16 protein-coding genes are annotated in these 17415 nt (G+C 51.8%); 7 read left to right on the forward strand and 9 right to left on the reverse strand.

Annotated elements, in window-relative coordinates:
- Nucleotides 1-124: 124 nt before the first annotated feature.
- Entirely contained in the window at nucleotides 125-652 is a 528-nt protein-coding gene (locus ASE80_RS07770) for a flavin reductase (protein ID WP_003232755.1), read from the forward strand.
- Nucleotides 653-708: 56 nt separating this feature from the next.
- Here the strand turns inward: ASE80_RS07770 and ASE80_RS07775 are convergent, their stop codons facing one another.
- The 5 genes from ASE80_RS07775 to ASE80_RS07795 form a co-directional block, all read right to left on the reverse strand.
- Entirely contained in the window at nucleotides 709-1650 is a 942-nt protein-coding gene (locus tag ASE80_RS07775; RefSeq protein ID WP_056858397.1) for a LysR family transcriptional regulator, read from the reverse strand.
- Nucleotides 1651-2208: a cytochrome b gene (locus ASE80_RS07780; protein ID WP_056858398.1), complete on the reverse strand. Its 558-nt coding sequence runs from the start codon at nucleotides 2206-2208 to the stop codon at nucleotides 1651-1653. It lies immediately after the preceding gene.
- Nucleotides 2208-3284 carry a catalase family peroxidase gene (locus tag ASE80_RS07785; protein WP_056858399.1) on the reverse strand — a complete coding sequence of 359 codons (1077 nt, stop codon included), beginning with the start codon at nucleotides 3282-3284 and terminating at the stop codon, nucleotides 2208-2210. The genes ASE80_RS07780 and ASE80_RS07785 overlap by 1 nt, the downstream gene beginning before the upstream one ends.
- 260 nt (nucleotides 3285-3544) lie before the next feature.
- Entirely contained in the window at nucleotides 3545-4498 is a 954-nt protein-coding gene (locus ASE80_RS07790; protein WP_015372132.1) for a PDR/VanB family oxidoreductase, read from the reverse strand.
- Nucleotides 4499-4564: 66 nt separating this feature from the next.
- Nucleotides 4565-6085, reverse strand: a complete 1521-nt coding sequence (locus ASE80_RS07795) for an aldehyde dehydrogenase family protein (RefSeq protein ID WP_056858400.1) — start codon at nucleotides 6083-6085, stop codon at nucleotides 4565-4567.
- A gap of 385 nt (nucleotides 6086-6470) precedes the next feature.
- Here ASE80_RS07795 and ASE80_RS07800 point away from each other — a divergent pair, with 385 nt between their 5' ends.
- The gene (locus tag ASE80_RS07800; protein ID WP_015372130.1) at nucleotides 6471-7103 is read left to right on the forward strand and encodes a TetR/AcrR family transcriptional regulator; all 633 of its coding nucleotides are present in this window, start codon (nucleotides 6471-6473) and stop codon (nucleotides 7101-7103) included.
- Here ASE80_RS07800 and ASE80_RS07805 read toward each other — a convergent pair.
- The 4 genes from ASE80_RS07805 to ASE80_RS07820 all read right to left on the reverse strand — a co-directional run bounded on the left by ASE80_RS07805 (nucleotide 7087) and on the right by ASE80_RS07820 (nucleotide 11332).
- The gene (locus tag ASE80_RS07805) at nucleotides 7087-8085 is read right to left on the reverse strand and encodes a LysR family transcriptional regulator (RefSeq protein WP_236708818.1); all 999 of its coding nucleotides are present in this window, start codon (nucleotides 8083-8085) and stop codon (nucleotides 7087-7089) included. The genes ASE80_RS07800 and ASE80_RS07805 overlap by 17 nt on opposite strands.
- A gap of 237 nt (nucleotides 8086-8322) precedes the next feature.
- Nucleotides 8323-9627, reverse strand: a complete 1305-nt coding sequence (locus ASE80_RS07810) for an NAD(P)/FAD-dependent oxidoreductase (protein ID WP_056858402.1) — start codon at nucleotides 9625-9627, stop codon at nucleotides 8323-8325.
- Nucleotides 9628-9698: 71 nt separating this feature from the next.
- Nucleotides 9699-10139, reverse strand: a complete 441-nt coding sequence (locus ASE80_RS07815) for a Rid family hydrolase (protein WP_003232737.1) — start codon at nucleotides 10137-10139, stop codon at nucleotides 9699-9701.
- A 53-nt stretch (nucleotides 10140-10192) separates the two neighbouring features.
- Nucleotides 10193-11332: a tyramine oxidase subunit B gene (locus tag ASE80_RS07820; RefSeq protein ID WP_003173918.1), complete on the reverse strand. Its 1140-nt coding sequence runs from the start codon at nucleotides 11330-11332 to the stop codon at nucleotides 10193-10195.
- 483 nt (nucleotides 11333-11815) lie between these two features.
- On the opposite strand from ASE80_RS07820, the gene ASE80_RS07825 reads away from it, so the two are divergent.
- From ASE80_RS07825 to ASE80_RS07845, 5 genes are all read left to right on the forward strand, one after another.
- On the forward strand, nucleotides 11816-12322 hold the full coding sequence (locus ASE80_RS07825) for a nuclear transport factor 2 family protein (protein ID WP_056858403.1): 507 nt from the start codon (nucleotides 11816-11818) through the stop codon (nucleotides 12320-12322).
- A complete protein-coding gene (locus ASE80_RS07830; protein WP_056858404.1) occupies nucleotides 12319-13419 on the forward strand; it encodes an amidase in 1101 nt (366 codons plus the stop codon). Before ASE80_RS07825 ends, ASE80_RS07830 begins: the two co-directional genes overlap by 4 nt.
- Before the next feature lie 603 nt (nucleotides 13420-14022).
- Complete coding sequence (locus tag ASE80_RS07835; RefSeq protein ID WP_056858405.1) at nucleotides 14023-15447, forward strand: APC family permease; 1425 nt, start codon at nucleotides 14023-14025, stop codon at nucleotides 15445-15447.
- A 165-nt stretch (nucleotides 15448-15612) separates the two neighbouring features.
- Complete coding sequence (locus tag ASE80_RS07840; RefSeq protein ID WP_056858406.1) at nucleotides 15613-16896, forward strand: aromatic ring-hydroxylating oxygenase subunit alpha; 1284 nt, start codon at nucleotides 15613-15615, stop codon at nucleotides 16894-16896.
- On the forward strand, nucleotides 16897-17373 hold the full coding sequence (locus tag ASE80_RS07845; RefSeq protein ID WP_003232726.1) for an aromatic-ring-hydroxylating dioxygenase subunit beta: 477 nt from the start codon (nucleotides 16897-16899) through the stop codon (nucleotides 17371-17373).
- Nucleotides 17374-17415: the final 42 nt, after the last annotated feature.

Raw genomic sequence — 17415 nt, forward strand, 5'->3', positions numbered from 1 at the left:
GAGGGCGTTTAAGGGCGATGGCTATTCCTGCTGTCAATAGTGCGTATGAGTAAAGCGAATTTGACCGAATGAACAATTCCTCTCAACATGGATTCACCAAGTCAATAATTAAAAGGTGAAGGTTATGGTTAGCGATCAATCAAAACAACATTTTCGGCAAGCGCTGTCATTGTTGTCTGCGGCGGTGAATATCATTACTACCGATGGCCCCCATGGTCGCTTCGGATTAACTGCGAGTGCGGTCTGTTCGGTCACTGATACGCCCCCAACATTATTGGTTTGCATCAACCGTAACAGTTCAATTCATGAAGCGTTGCTGGGCAACAGGGCGTTGTGCGTAAATATACTGACCGGTGATCTGGAGGGTGTTGCGCGACAGTTTGCTGGCATGACCGACCTGCCGCCTGCTGAACGTTTTGCCGGCCAGGATTGGCGGACAGGCTCCTCGGGCTTACCGGTGTTGAACGACGCCCTAGCAAGCCTCGAAGGAAACATAGTAGATATCAAGGAAGTCGGATCGCATTCGGTATTATTTGTCGAAATTAACCAAATTCAGGTCCGTGAAGAGGGGGAGAGTCTGATTTACTTTGGGAGAAACTTTCACCGTCTGGGGCGGGCTGCAGCCGTCAACGTACAGACGTCGGCATCCTGAATAATTGCAGTTCCCCATTCGTGGGTTACAGGGTTTATAAAGAATGCTCGCACGCCTCATTTGATATGAACTCCAGTATGGCTGCCGGAGGCAAACAGACTAATGATTAACCCGCGCAGCCAAGTTATCCCGGCATCCGATAGGAAACGGCTATGGCAATAAAGTCCCACCGAGATGGCTGGCAATTCGATGGGCAGACTCAGCAGCCGATAGCGCTGGTCGTGGTTTAGCTGCATGGCAATGGCACGCGGCAGAATCAATGCCAGATCAGTGTTGGCAACGATTTTCGGGGCAATCGTGAAGTTAGGCACTTTCAGAGCGATTTCGCGCGCAATGCCGGCCTTTCCGAATGCTGCATCGGCGGTTACGCCATGGCCGGTAATATTGCTCGAAACGTCAACATAGCGCAGGGCGAGTATGTCCTGAACGCTCAATTCATCTTCCTGAAAAGGATGGCCGTCGCGCAACAGACAAATGAATTCGTCGTCTAGCAAGTTTTCGTGGATGCACTCTTCACCAAGTTCTACCAGATAGCCTATCGCGATATCTACATCACCTTTGCGCAATGCCATAGCCAGTTGCTCTATAGGCATTTGACGCACATCCAGGCGTACTTTCGGCGCCTCGCGCGCTAGCACTTCCATCACCGTCGGTAGCACATAAAGTTGCGACATATCCGACATGGAGATGCGAAAAGTACGATCCGCTGTTTTCGGTTCAAAGTTCGAAAACATCATTAATGCGCTTTGAATAATAATCAGCGCATGTTCAATGGGTCCGTGCAGGCGAATAGCTGCGTCAGTCGGCTCCATCGACGTTGCTGTTCGTACGAACAGCGGATCGTCAAACACATCGCGTAGTCGACGCAGTGCGTGACTGACGGCGGGCTGGCTGAGGTGTAGGCGTTCGGCCGCGATTGTCAGGCTGCGGTGTTCCCAAATAGCCACAAAAGTCCTGAGAAGATTCAGATCGATCGTGGCCATGTTGATGTGCGTCATTTATTTACCACGAGCCTTACGCGTGATGCTGGAAAAGACGCCGTCGCGGTATATCCAAGCATGTATCAGCGCTGCGCAAAGATGTCCTAACACAAGCAGAAACAGAGCCCAGGCGAATAACCCATGTGCGGCCCGAAACCAAGCGTAAAGCGCGGAGCTGACAGGAGCAATGGGTGGAAGGTTCCAGCCCGCGAACATGGTGACAGGCCAATTTCCGGCAGAGAGCGTCGCCCAACCGAGCAGTGGCAGGCAGAGCATCAGCAAGTAGAGCAATAGATGCGAAACATGCGCCGCCATTGCCTGCCAGTACGGTACGCTGGCAGGCAATGGCGGCGTGGTGCTTAAAAGCCGATTGCCTAGACGCAGGATAGCCAAAAGAAGAATGGCGATTCCCAGAGGCCTATGAAGATCAATGAGCCAGGGACGCAGGCTCAGAGAAGCCATCATGCCTACACCTATAAATAGCATAGCCAGGATAAGGACAGCCATGAGCCAATGGAGAAGCCGTGCCGCGAAGTTGAAACTTTGCACACCGGTGTGCTTCTGCTGGGTATGCATTATTTGATTTCCTTTTTGCCAACCGCGTCAGTGGCTTTACCAAAACCGACTTCTCGTAATCGGGCGTTATAGGACTGGGAGTAAATACCCGCACGGGCTGCAAGCACCGGATCGTCTGAAAGCGCTATTCCTGAAGGTACAAGCGTCGGGTCAAAGTTAATGTCACGACATGCCCCATGAGTTTGCTCTACCACCTGGTTGACCTCTAACGTCCCAGCGATTACCTCCTTGCGGTTGCTCGGCCATGGTTGAGAAGGGTCGTTCACCGGATCTCCCGCCTCGGCCAGTTGGAATACCAGATCCCAGTACAAGGGTGCTACACCCACACGCTGAGTTATTTCATTAAACAGGAAGTCATGACTGGCTTGCGCATGAGCCTCTTTGCTCAACATCTCTACCGCCGCATGAGGGCGCATGGACCAGCGCACAGGTTGACGTTTTCCATCCGCTGCAATGAGTACGAAGGCGTTGATGGAATTATATTCGGTTCCTGCAAAACTGGCCGGCCAAGTCGCGTTCGCCTCTCGCTCTACAGACTTGCGAGCCTCTGGATATTTTTGAAAAAACGCGGCCACCTTGTCCGGGGCTGGTTGTCCAGTGGCAGCCACCGGTTCAAAGGCCTCGACCTGCGCCAGGAAACCCTCGGCATCCCGAGTCGCGAAGTAGGGTTCGTTGTTGAGCTTCATTCGCCACTGTGACTTGTCGTCGCCTACTAGCATGAGTGCCATGCTGACGGTCGCCGTCGAATTGTCCGCCGCATGCGGGTCCACGGTGCCGATTGAAAAACGCCCGACGGCGGGGATGTTGGCCGGTAGAAAAATACGTGAGGTCGACAGAGGGACGGCCTCGCCGCTCGCATGAAAAGTCCCACTGAAACACATACCCTTACCGTGGGCCCGTCGATAGCCTGGTGGAAAATTATCTAGGGAGTCACCCAGAAACTCTTTTGTGGTAACGCCGGTGCCTAAGAATCCTCCTGCCCAGGCAAAAGCCAGCACAAGAGCAGTCGCGATACTGAATATGCCCAACAACGGCACTCGATATTTCCATAAACCCTGAAGGTTATTCTTAAGCATAAAATTCTCAGCTGCACGTTGTCAGGCAGCGCTGGATTGAAACTGCCGAATGGCTAGCGCCAACACTAACCGGCGCAGCGCAGTAGTCATGTGTAAGACAGGGGGATTTGAACCGCCGATACGGCAAGAAAAAATCCCGGTGGGCTCAATGGGTTTGCTTGAGCGGCAACGCATGACAATCCCTGCGCCATAGCCTGTGTGTCATTACATTGCTGAGGACGGCCAAGGCAAATGACGCCGGCGATGCACCGCTTTTGACGTTATATGTCCAGCACCAATCGTGGAGATTTTGATCGTGAACAGCATACCAATATCGTATCGTTCGCCGCTTTTTCATCAGCAGTGAGATACACATCGCGATGGTCTGGTTCACCCTCTAAAACATCACAGAGGCATGTGCCACAAACACCCTGCTCGCAGGATATTTCGATATCAATACCTACTTCAGCCAGTGCTTGATAAATGGTCTGCCCGGTCATGACATTGACGGTTTTACCGCTGCGCGCCGCCACAACCTCAAAACCAGACCCATTGGTATCAATGTCGGCCTGAAAGTATTCGCGGTGAATGTGTGCATCAGGGTAGCCGAGTTCGAGAGCATTATTGATAACCCACTTCATAAAACCTCCCGGTCCACATGTATAGATGTGAGCCGTGTCCTGGCTGCCTCCTAATACGCGTTTGAGGTCCAGTTGGCTTTCAGGTTCATCGTCGAAGTGCAGCTGGACAGCTTGGGAAAATCCGGAGAGCTCCAACTCTTCAAGAAACGCACTTCGGCTACGTGAGCGTGCGCAATAATGCATTTCAAACGCCTTGCCCCTGGCTTCAAGCGCATAGGCCATGGCCAGCATCGGTGTGATGCCAATACCCCCTCCGAGCAGGATTGAACGTTCGGCATTCAAGTCCAGCGGGAAATGGTTACGAGGCAGGCTTATGTTTACCTTTACGCCTTCAAGTAATTCCTGATGGACTGCAATGGAACCGCCCCTGGATTGAGGATCTCTCAATACCCCAAGGCGATAAATGCCTGCGTCAGCGGGATCGCCGCACAACGAATATTGGCGGATCACATTTGAGGGTAGGTGCACATCAATATGGGCACCGGCCTCAAAGGTCGGTAAATTGCCGCGGTCTGCCCGCGCCAGCTCGATGACGACCACATCATCACCTTGCAGCACTCGTTTAAGCACGACTACGTTTAGGAGTTCATTCATCGGGTAATACCTGTACGCACGCGGGAAGACAATTCATATTGATGGTTTAAAAAAGGTCGCCAATCTTCATTCAGCCTGATCAAAAACACGCATAACACCGGCCTTGAGTGACGTATGGGCGAGTAAGCCTTCTTCACCCAATTCATGACCTGCGCCTGAATCCTTCATGCCGCCGAAGGGGAGACTGAGATCCAGCACATTGTGGTTATTGATCCAGATAGTGCCTGCTTTCACGCCGCCGAAGAAGCTCGTGATCCGATCAACGTTTTTGGTCCAGATACTGGCCCCCAAACCAAATGAGGTCGCATTGGCGCGCTGGATAACCTCACGGTCGTCCTTGAAGGAAAAGGCTGTTAGCACCGGCCCAAAAATCTCCTTTTGGGATGTGATGCTGTTGTTTGTAAGGTCGGTCAAAATGGTAGGCTGAATATAAGCGCCAGGGCTGTTGATCGTTTCGCCCCCACACAGTAATTCTGCACCGGACTCAAGGCCCTGGTGGATCATGCTCATCACCTTGTCGCGGTGGGCGTGATGAACGAGTGGACCCATCTGCGAACTTAAATCCAGACCCGGGCCAATTTTGATGGTCCGTGCGATTTCAGCGATTCCAGCAGTGACTTCGGCGTAGTGGCGTTCGTGGACGTACAGCCGAGAACCTGCGCAGCAGTTTTGACCATGATTGCCGAAAATAGCCCAGGCAGCGCCGGGAATAGCGATGTTCAGATCGGCATCTTCGGCGATGACGACCGGTGACTTACCGCCGAGTTCAAGCGTGTATTTTTTCATCAGGGGCGCTGCTATTGCGGCGATTCGTTTCCCTGTCTCAGTCGAGCCTGTAAAACTTATCTTGTCCACGCCAGGGTGCTCAACAAGCGCCGCACCTACTTCATGACCTAGGCCGGTAATGACATTGACAACTCCAGGTGGAATGCCAGCTTCATTACACAGCTCCGCCAGGCGCAAAGTAGTGAACGGGGTTTGCTCAGCGGGCTTGAGAACAACAGTGCACCCTGTTGCAAGAACAGGTGCCAATTTCCAGACCGCTTGGCAAAGCGGAACGTTCCACGGGGTAATTGCTGCGACGACACCCAGTGGCGATCGTTTTGTGAAACCAAAGAATTTTTGATCCGGCAGGTAAGGAACGGACAGATCCAGGGTTTTTCCAGAGATTTTGGTGGACCACCCGGCCATATAACGCAGCGTATAAACCGACAGGTCCGCATCGAATGCGCGAGTGTTTCGAATAAGGCGGCCACTGCTGAGCGTCTCGAGTTCAGAAAGCTCCTGAGCATTTTCCGCAATCAAATCAGCGAGCCGCAGCATCAAAGCTTCACGTTGATAGGGTCTCATTCTGGACCAGGCGCTGTCTTCAAATGCCTTGCGTGCAGCGGCCACTGCCAGGTCGACGTCAAATTGGTCTGCCTGTGCGATTTGACCTAATTCAAGACCGTTACTAGGATCGGCGATAGAAAAGTATTTTTCTGAATGCGGGTCCCTGAACTCACCATTAATGAAGATTTGGGTACGTTTGCCGATCCTGGATTTAGCCCCAGAGGTGAGGTGTTCGTAGTTATTTGCCAATGTCATGATCGAATGCCCATTGTTATTGTTTCAGGGGCCGCTATCGTACTAGCGGAATATAAAGGAAATTAATATCCCGCACCGTCACGAGTTGGACAATGACAGCAGAGGTACCTATTGTTGCCCTTGCTGCAACAAAGGCGAATCATCCAGGTGGTGCGTCCAATGTATCACTTGCGTGTAGGGCGGATTGGTTTTTGCTGATCGTGCCCTAGGTCGTGGACCATGACTGCACTAAGCTGAGACGATGACGATATCGGGTAAAACAGTAGTTCATCTGACCGGGCAGGTATATCTGGCCTGTATGGAATACAAGCAAGTATGGTCTTTAAGGCGAATTAAGAGTGTTGTATAATTTCTGCAAAATTTTTAGGTAAAAAGGAAATTCTCAATGAGGGTTGCTAAAAACAATCAAAAGACTGAAGAGAAACGTACGGCTATTTTGGTCGAGGCAAGGATGGTATTTCTCGACTCGGGAAATGCTGGATTCAGTATGAGAAGCGTGGCTAAAAAAGTCGATATGTCGCTGAGTCATCTTCAATATTTTTTTCCGACCAAAGATCAACTATTTTTGGAGATGGTCAGGTATACCGTAAATGACTATCTGAAAAATTATAAACTCATCATGATGGAGTCCTATAATAGTCCCGAACAACAGATGTGTGCTGTGTTGGATTATTTGTTTAGCGATCTCATGCGACTGGATGTTACAGCTATCTTCGTCGAGCTCTGGGGGATGGCACTCCGGGATGTAGAGGCGCGCCTTTTTCAGCGTAAACTGTACAGAGTCAATAGGCGAAAATTTTCGACAATCCTTACCAGGGTTTACCCTGATGCATCGCGTGAGACCATCAAGCGGGTCGCAACCCAGGTGCTGTTACACATCGATGGCATTATGGTGCTTTACATGGTGGATTGGCCGGATGCGCAGAATTATGAGCGAATAGTTCAAGACGCTAAATCCATCATATGGAGAATCATGGAAAACATCGCTCAGAAAAAAGAGGCTAGTCAACTGCCGTAGCTATGGCATTTTTCCGAACCAAGAAAATCTTATTGGGATTTCTGCTGGTGCAGTCACGAATGCGCCGAATCTGTGCGTTTATCGCCATTGCCAAGTAATGCACCAAATCACGCGAAAGAGGGGACAGCTTCCTGGATTGGCGCGAAATAATTTGTACTTGTGTTACATTCAATGCGTGATAATCGATAGGAATAGCTTTTAATGTGCCGTTGCATAACTCATCAATGACGGGAAAGTCACTGAGTATTGTCGAGGCTATGCCATTGCGCGTGAGGTCCAACATTATCTTCAGTGAGTTTGAAGTAATGTAAGGCTGGAAGTGAGCGCTGCTTTCACTTTGCAACTGATCAATAATTCCTCTGATCCGGTACTCAGGCGGGGGTAGAACAATATCTTCGTCAGCCAGGTCTTGAAGACTGAGTATCGATCTGCCCGCCAGCGAATGGTCGGGGTGGACAATAGCTCTCATGGGTTGATCGAAAGAATGGAGCCTATTGATGTTGGTGGTCTTGGTAGGGGAAAACACCAATCCTATGTCTGCTTCGTCTTCAGCGACCATTCGCTCAACTTCGTGAGAGGGCGCAATCAACAGCTCAGTGTGCGATTGTCGGTTAGCTTTGAAAAATTGATAAAGCTCACCTATGGCCTGAGTACTAAGTAGTCCTTCGCCCACCGCAATGCTGGTTCTATTTAAATATCCTTCTTTGAGTTGGCCGAGTTTTTTCAAAAGTTGATTGTGATGGCCCATACGCTCAACATAATAATCAACTGCAGCCTGACCTGCGGCGGTCAGGCAGATCCTGTGAGTGCCTTCTTGTATGAGCTGAATACCTAGATCGGACTCCAGTTTCGCAATCTGGCGACTGATGGAGGAGACGGCGAGCTCCAGCTCTTCGGCCGCCGCGCGCATGGTTCCCAGTCTGGAGCTCAAATACAGATACTTGAAGCGTTGATCTTGAAGCTCAGTTTGGGAATTCATCATGGGTGCCTCGCACGGTTCGCATCATCAAGTTTTTTATTATGTTGATGAATCTATGCTAGTGAATGCCGGGAAGCAATACTGTGGGCTAGTTTTTTTGGTCAGTGACCTACAATATTTTTATAGCTTTTTGATCTAAGAAGGTTTTTCTGTCTGCGCCGAAATTTGCGGTTCTAGGTTGCATAGTTAGCTTTCTATAGGACTCTTGATTGCTGAGGTACCCCTGATTTTCTGGCTTGATCAGCTGTGCTGGCGCTTGAGGTGATACGGTGCGGGATTAACTATGGGGGTGTCGCCAGTGACGAGATCAGCGACCAGTTGTCCGGCTGCTGGAGAGGTGCCAAAACCATGCCCTGAGAATCCGGAAGCAAGCGTCAAACCCGGAATTTTATCTACGGGGGATATCACTGGGAGGCCGTCCGGCGTTACATCGATCATGCCAGCCCATTCGAGTTCTATGGTGGCTTTTTTAAAAGCGGGCCAAGCTTCAGTGAGATTGCGTAATGCAGCCCGATTCAGTCCGTGATTGACGTTTGGGTCTATTGTCCGTCTCTGCTCGAAAGCAGAGGTACCTTGGTCAGAACTGCGTCGCGACAGGGCCAGTTCTGTCATGAACTCTCGTCCCAGGGAAAGATTCATGTTTTTCCATTGAGAACGCAGTGTGGAAAAGTAGTGATGCCCGATCAGCAAGCTGTCAGGTACGATCGGCACCATGAAAGCTCCCCGGTTCGTAATGATGTATCCGCCGTCCTGGTGTTTGCGAAAAGAGATATCTGGAGTGCCTACTGCGACTTCAGTCATTCCCTCTATCGTCAGAGGAGCCGTTCGAAGGACTGAGGCGACTACCGGTAACGTCAAGAGGGGAACACCGCAGGTAGCCAGAAAGCGTCTCGACCACATGCCGCCGGAAAGGATTACGTTATCGCAACGCACTTCCCCCCGCTCGGTTACAACACCGCTTACTCTGCCTGCCGACATGGATAGCGTTCGCACCGCGCAGTTCTCCACGATGATAACGCCTTTAGCGATAGCCGCCCGTGCGATGGCACTGCTGGCAAGAGTAGGTTCTGCTCGGCCATCAGAGGCTGTATAAATTCCGCCTGCCCAATCGACGGTGCACCCTGGAGAAATATCAGCGATTTCTCTCGCCGTGACCAGGCGTGAGTCGAGCGAGGCATCAGCGACTGAGTTCAACCATTCTTGATGTGAAGCCATTTCCCCGGCTGAGCTGGCGGTATACAAAATACCGGTCTGTCTGTAGCCAACATCGGCATTGAGCCGTTGTGCCATGGTGCTCCATAGTTTTTCTGCGGCGATTGAAAGAGGGAGGTCCAGTTTGGCCCGCCCCATTTTCCTGATCCACCCCAGATTTCGGGAGGATTGTTCGCCAGCAATTCGGCCCTTTTCAAGTACTGTGACGGGGATGCCACGTTCTGCCAGCGACAATGCCGCAGTGAGTCCGATAATGCCCCCTCCGATCACCACCACTGTCGTGGCGGCAGGAAGAACGACAGAGGTCTGAACGGGAGAGATAGAGGGGGCCAAGTTTCTTGTCCTTGATACTGTATACGTTATCGAAAGTGCACTGAATCGCTACGCCCTGAGGCTGCTAAGTGTCACGTATTGTTATGAGTAATCGTGATTTCTTTGACATTGGCCTTTGAGACCCCGCGATAGGCGGTGACTTCAATTTCAACTTTGTATATCTCAGATCCCAGAGGAGGGCTGGTCAGCGTCAGCGTTGGATTAATACCGCGCATTTTTTCTGCGTATGTAGCCATTACGATATCTATGTCCTTCGCAAACGGTATGAACACGCGCGCGGCAACGATATCGCCAAGCGAAGCGTCAACGGCCGAAAGGGCATGTTCTATATTGGCCAAGACTTGAAGGGTCTGCTCAGCCGGGTCTTCGGGCATTTCCTTTGTGGCGGGATTGCGGCCGGCGGTATTGGATACGAAAATCAGATCGCCGACGGCGATGAGGCGCGAATAGCTACCCAGCTCCTCAAACTTGGATCCGGTTTTAACTTTAATAACGTCGATAACTTCTTTCATGTGGAGTGTCCGATATTCAATGAAAACTCAGAAGGCGCGGTGGCCGTGCGGGATCAACTTAGCGTTGGGGTTTCCCAGAGATTAAGTTTGACGCCTATGCCTTTTTCGCAGGCGTTGCGATAAATCACGGTGCCCCACGCAACGTCTTCTACCGGCATACCGCCGACCGACATGATGATGATTTCATCGTCGTTTTTGCGTCCAGGTGCTTCACCGACAACAATCTTGCCCAGATCCTCGAGCTGGTCAGGTGACATTTTTCCTTCGTCTATCAGATCCAGGAATTGGATGCCCACTACTGGCACGATGTTGTGCACTGGCTTGGGATTTTCTTCATGCCATGCCTGGTAGAGAGAAGGATTGTCCAGAACCTTGCGGATGTCGGGTGACTGCATGCCTTCATCGATACTCGTCAAGGCGGGCATGGACAGAAACGTACCAGGGCTTACCCATTCACGCTTCACCACAGGGTAGGCAGAGGCATCACCAATTGCTCCGGAATTGCAGAATGTGACGATGTCACAGTCGCGTACCACAGCTTCGTTGGTGTCAACCACATGAATGTTGACAATCTGCGGAAAAGTCTCACGAACCCACGATGTAAACGCATCGATATTTTTTTGGCCGCGTCCCTTGACTTTAACTGTGTCAATCTCCGGACATTCGGCAACGAATGCCGAAAGTGAGGTCTTCGCCATCACACCTGGACCCAGGATGCCAACCACCTTCGAATTCTTTTTGGCCAGATGGCGGGCGCCTACGCCAGGCACGGCGCCTGTTCGATAAGCAGAAAGAAGATTCGCTGACATGATTGCCAGAGGAGCGCCCGTATCGGCATCGTTGAGTACGAACAGAAGGATGGAGCGGGGGAGGCCCTTCTCTCTATTCGCGATGTTGGATCCGTACCATTTCATCCCGGCTGTTCGAAATTGACCGCCAAGGTACGCAGGCATCGCCATGAAGCGTCGATCGGGGGTGGGTTTGGGCATGTCCGGAAAAGGTGAGTCTTCGGGAAATACCACCACAGATCCGTGGGAATTGTTATTGGGACCTGCCATCCGGTAGTCGCCGTGGTACATCAGGGAAAACATTTCTTCCATCGTGTCAACGCAGGCTGCCATATTGGTGACGCCCGCCTGAATCATGTCCGGTTCGGAGAGGTAAATGAAATCAATATTTGGTAAGTTGTGCATAGTCGTTGATGCTCATTTTGAAATACTGCTCTTGCCGCTGATACGAACCTTTCTCAGCGGGGACGTGATCTGACCGGTTGGGCTCTAACCTTCAACGCCGTTGTCATTCTGAATCGAACGGTCCAAATCGCAGGGCCTTCGAATAATCGGGTGAGCCATGACGGTTATGCGCTTTTTTCGGCGCTTAACTGCTCCAAATCCGCCTTGGAGCATTCGGCATGAGTTCTGGCGCTCAAGCTAAACTAGGTAACAGACCACGCTTATCCTACAGTTCGTTTTTTTGAACTCGATGACATTCGAGGCGACACTTGTTGTGGTAATGACAACGCTTGCGCTATCAGGGTATAGCGGCTATTCCGGTCAAGCTCCGATCAACATCATTGCCTAAAAAGCAACATGATCCCTGGTTGCTGTGATTGTGGCCCGATTTCTATGTCAGTAATTTCCTTGTCTTGTTTTTGCAGATTCGACAGGAGCCTTTTCATGATTTCCCCCATTTCTGACATTTCCCTGCTGGAAGAGCGTATTCGGGTACTTGAGGCCGAATCTGCGGTTCGCCATTTACTGAATCGGTATATGTTTTTGTGCGACGTTCCCGGGCCTGAAACACGTGAAAGCGAGCTGGGCCAATTGTTCTGCCAGGACGCAGTTTGGCAGGGGGTCGGATCTCGGTATGCCCTTAAGTTTGGTCGTGTACGCGGACGCAAAGCGATAGTGGAGATGCTCATGAGTTACCTGCCACCGGCTCCGCACTTTCTGTCAAATATGCACTTTCTTTCCGGTGAGCAGATATCTGTCGATGGTTTTCAAGCCAAAGGCCGATGGGTAATGCAGCAACTCAGTCGCTACGAGTCTGGCCAATCAGGATCAATTGTCGCCGCCCTCAGCGTGGAATTTCTCTGGGAGGCAGACGCCTGGCGCATCTCCTCTTTTTCAACTGAACGCGTTGATGCCTTTCGTCTCGAGAATGTCCAGGGGGCGTCACTGTGATCCCGCTGGTCATTGAAGGTTGCATCGGGGGGCCAGGTCGGACGGTCGCCATCAAGGATTCTTTGGATGTGGCAGGTTGGCCAACACGGTGTGGGAGTCGTGCTTTCGAACACGCCCCGCCAGCCCAAAACCATGCAACTGTTGTGAAGGCGCTTCTCGACGATGGTTGGCAAATCATTGGCAAGACTGTGCTGCATGAGCTGGCTTTCGGTGTGACCGGTATCAACGAGTGGGCTGGAACGCCAATTAATCCACAGGCACCGGATCGGATACCTGGTGGCTCTTCCAGTGGCTCAGCGGTCATCGTTGCTCAGGGAAATGTGGATGTGGCATTGGGTACTGATACAGGAGGTTCTGTGCGCATGCCGGCTGCCTGCTGTGGGGTCTTGGGTCTCAAGCCATCGTTCGGTCGTTTGAGTCGTCACGGTGTGTATCCGGCTTCCAGTTCTCTTGATGTTGTAGGACCCATGGCTCGTGATCTCGAGACGCTCGTGGCTGCGATGACTTCAATGGACTCAACTTTCTCGGCGCATAAGCCTCTCGGGAAATTCCGGGTAGGTTTAGTCAATGTCTCTTGCGATCCTGCGATTGAGCAAGCCATACGGGACGAAATGAATCGTCGCGGCTGGGCCTGGGAAGTCGTCACGCTGCCGCTTCTTGATCAGGCATTCGAAGCTGCATTGACCGTCATTAATGCTGAAACGTGGGCTGCCTATGGTCATTACACCGGCCAGGCTTTACTGGGTGCCGATATTGAGGCGAGGTTACTGCGTGCGGCCAACACTGATGCCGTAGCCGTACAAGCTGCGCATGCGGTGCGCATGGCATTCAGCGAACAAGTAGACCATTTGCTGGAACGCTTCGATACACTCGTCCTTCCGAGTTTGCCTCGTCTGCCACCGCTATTGGTTGATGTATGCAAGGGTGAATCGGTGATCGATCTGACGCGCTTCCTCAGGCCGTTCAACTTGAGCGGGCACCCGGCATTGAGTGTGCCAATTCCCTATCCGGGTTCCTCCATTAAAACCAGCCTGCAACTCATCGGGGCAAAGGGTGACGACGCACGTCTGTGTGCCATTGCTGGCGCGTTCCTTTGAATAAATCAGCGTTCGTCATCGAGCGCAGCAAGCACGCGGGTCAGGCGGTGCAATCAGCAGGCGGTGCAAGCAAAAAGTGACTCAGTTCCTTCTCGGGCGACCAAGGACCTGATCAGGGATGTCACTCAAAAGGTTGCAGCGTTGCAATCTGTACAACGAATGTCGCTTACGGTGTCATCGTTTTCGCGACGAAGTACTGCAAGGATACCGGTAGGCCGTATACCCCTATGAAGCCGGCTACGTGTGATGCGCAATCTACATCGCGCCGACAATTAGAAGGATACGCTTGAACCAGATTCAATCCGCTTGCCAAGGCCAGGAATATACACTGCACATTGATGCCTCGTTGAATAGGCGTCATGAATCGTGTCATCGAAGACAAGTGATTGGTTTGAGTTTCTGAGTACACGCCTTTTGGCAAGATAAGAGTTTGATGAACTCGGCAACGAGTGAAGGGCGATATAAAGAATGGCCAGGCTGCGGTTTTCAGGGGCAGCGGGCAGGTATCGTTTGCGCTTGAGGAGCGCTCGCGTTGGTCCGCAAGGACGCTGCTGCATCGATTTATTTCCGTTATTCATAAAATAATTAGAGTGGAGAATTGGGATGACAGAGCTATCCGAGCCCCTATCTGCAGATGTGCCTGCAGGCGGCCAGCAATTAGAAGGTAATCTAAGTGCTTATAAAATCGCGTTATTGGTGATTGCAGCCGCAGGACCGTTAGGGGCCGTTCTTACAGCAGCCCCCATTGCTTTTGAGCACGGTAATGGCGCTGGCCTTGCCGGAGCATTCCTGCTGGCAGGAATTCTGATGATTTTTTTCTCGATAGGGTATGGCGAGTTAATCCGGGCGATCCCGGGGGCCGGCGCATTTTACAAGTACCTCACGGTGATCTTTGGACGGGGCGTAGGCACGGGGGCGGCATGGGTCGCCTTAGCCTCTTATCTGGCGATTACCACGGCGATTGCCGTGGCGTCCGGGTATTACACGAATATGACCATGCAAGGGTTTGGTATTGATATCGGCTGGGCAGCATGGACCGTCTTATACGTGGGGGCGATCTGTTACCTGGGTCGGGCGAATATTGATTTTGCCGCAAAGATCCTCGTGCCTTTGGTGCTTGCAGAGTTCTTTGTGCTTTTTCTACTGGGTATTTCAATATTCTTGGATAAAGGTCTTAACGCCTTCCCGGTTCAAGCCATCTCGGTAGACGCAATAATGCTGCCGGGGCTGGGGGTTGGGCTCATGGTGGCGCTGGCATCATTCCTCGGTGTTGAGTCCGCCGCGCTTTATGCGATGGAAGCCAGGAAGCCAGCAAAAACCATTCCGCATGCCACTCGTTTGGCGGTCGTTTTGGTAGGCGTCGCCTATTTGATCATTATCTGGCTGATCATCGGTGAGGTTGGGTTTGACTCCATCAAGGACGAGGCAGCAATAGCGAAGGGTGGGTTGGTCATTAATTTGTTCACGACTCGTTTGGGTAGCACGATGGCGACAATTGTTTCTCTCATGCTGTGCACCAGCAACTTTTGCTGTTTGTTGTCACTGCATAATGCTGCGACGCGGTATGTTCAAGTTTTGGCCAAAGACAGGCACTTGCCGAATGTTCTTTCACATGTTCATGAAACGAAAAAATCTCCAGCCAATGCAAGTCTGCTTGTGACCGTGCTCGTTGCACTGACCATTATCGTCTCTTCCTCCCTGGGCTATGACGCTTTTGTATTTTTGTTTCCCGTAACGGTGGCATTGTCGACGCTTGGATTGATAGGGCTTCAGACATTTGTCACATTGGGGGTCGTTGTTCACTTCAAAAAAGCCAACGATAAACGGTATTTTAAAACGTTACTCAGCCCACTCATCGCACTGGCTGGGCTTAGTACTGCCGTTTATCTCATCTACGACAATTACGGCATGCTGACGGGCAGTGAATCTGCCTGGGTCAATGGCACTCCATTACTTCTGGTTGTCTTGTTTCTCTACGGGATAATCAAGGGACGCTTCAGGAAAGCCGACTCGTCCGGAATCAAATGATATAGGCCATGCCTACACCACCGTTAAGCTTGATCCAGGTGGGCTGACGCTTGTTGTCTTTAAAACAATAAACCTCTCGCGGTCGGCGGTTGATGAGCTGTGGGTGCGGGCTTAAGGTTATTTCAAAATAACTCTCGTGACATTGCGATAGAAAGGTAACTAATTGTGAGCGATTTAATTAACGTTGTCGGGCTTGATATGGAACCCGCAAGCTTGATCAAGCACGACCGCGTGCACACCTCGTTGTACACCGACGCCAAGCTGTTTGACATGGAACTGGAAAAGATTTTCTACAGTACTTGGGTCTGGGTCGCGCACGTCAGCGAGATCCCGGAGGCGGGCAGCTACAAAAGCACCTACATCGGTAAGCAGCCGGTGATCGTGGTGCGCGACCGCAAGAAACAGGTCCATGTGCACCTCAACCGCTGCCGCCATCGCGGCGCTACGGTATGCGAACACAAGAAGGGCAAGACCAACAGCTTTGTCTGCCCATATCACGGCTGGAGTTACGCGCTGGATGGTTCACTGCGTGGTGTGCCGAGCCCTGAAAGCTACGGTGATTGCCTGGATAAGGGCGAGCTGCCTCTGGTCAGCCTGCGTGTTGAAGAATATGCGGGCATGCTGTTTGCCACTCTCAAGGATGACATCGAACCACTGGTCGACTTCCTCGGGCCTGCCAAGAAATGGATCGACCTGTTCATGAAACAGGGCGCCGGTTACCCGATCAAGGTCCCAGGCGAGCACCGTTTCCGCTTTCCGGGCAACTGGAAAATCCAGTTGGAAAATACCACAGACGCTTACCACTTCCCGCTGGTGCACAAGTCGTTCCTGGCATCGGTTGATGAGCAAACCCTCAAACTGTTCGACTTCGTTGAAGGGCCGGGTTACGTCGAAGACCTTGGTAACGGGCACAGCGTAATGGTGATGATCCCCGACCTGGTGGATCTTGAAGCCGATCTCGACAAACCGATTCCGGAGCGCTTCGAGGAGCTTGCTGCGCAATTGCGCGAAGACGGTATCGAAGAGCAGCAAGTGCGCCGTATTGTTCGTGCTGTCGGTGGCTCGGGTTTCAATCTTAACCTGTTCCCCAACGTTGCCTGTTCCATGGCGTTTTTCCGCGCGCTGCAACCGATATCGGTGACAGAGACAGAAATTCATCACTCGGTAATCACCATGGACGGCGGCCCTGCTATAGCCAACCGCTACCGCCTGCGTTTGCATGAGCACTTCCAGGGTCCGATGGGCTTTGGTACTCCGGACGATTCCGAAGCCTGGGAGCGTGTGCAGAAAGGCGCCAGTGCTGGCGAAGACCTGTGGATCATGTTGAACCGTGGCCTGCCGGGTGAGATACCGACCGAAGACGGGCTGGTCAGCGACGTAAGCGCCGAGACCGGCATGCGAGCTGCTTACCAGCAGTGGAAAAAGATGATGACGGCAGAGGCTAAGTAAATGAACCTGCAATTACTGAACCAAGTCACCGCTTTTATCTGGGCTGAAGGCGACATGCTCGACCATGGCGAATTCGACACCTGGTTGAGCCTGTGGAACGAAAAGGGTACTTACATTATCCCGATCAATCCCAAGGAAGAAGACTTCGAAAACACCCTCAACTACGCCTATGACGATCATCACATGCGTCAGTTACGAATCCAGCGTCTGACCGGAGGTGATTCGATTTCCACCAGCCCGCAGCCGCGTACCGTGCGCACCCTGTCACGTTTTCGTGTGCTGTTCGAAAGCGATGAAAAAGTGACGGTCCGTTGCGCGCAAAACGTGCGCGAGTTCCGTAAGGACTCGCTCAAACATTACAGCGCGGACATCGTCTACGAGCTTGAGCGCGTTAGTGACACTTTCAAAATTCAGCGTAAGTTGATTCGTTTGATCAACGCTGACGACGCACTCGCCGGGATAGGTTATATACTTTAAGTTAACAGTTCGGGTGCCGGAGACGAGGAGTGCCCGCACTGT

Origin of the sequence: Pseudomonas sp. Leaf15, assembly GCF_001421425.1 — a bacterium.
GTDB classification, from domain to species: domain Bacteria; phylum Pseudomonadota; class Gammaproteobacteria; order Pseudomonadales; family Pseudomonadaceae; genus Aquipseudomonas; species Aquipseudomonas salomonii.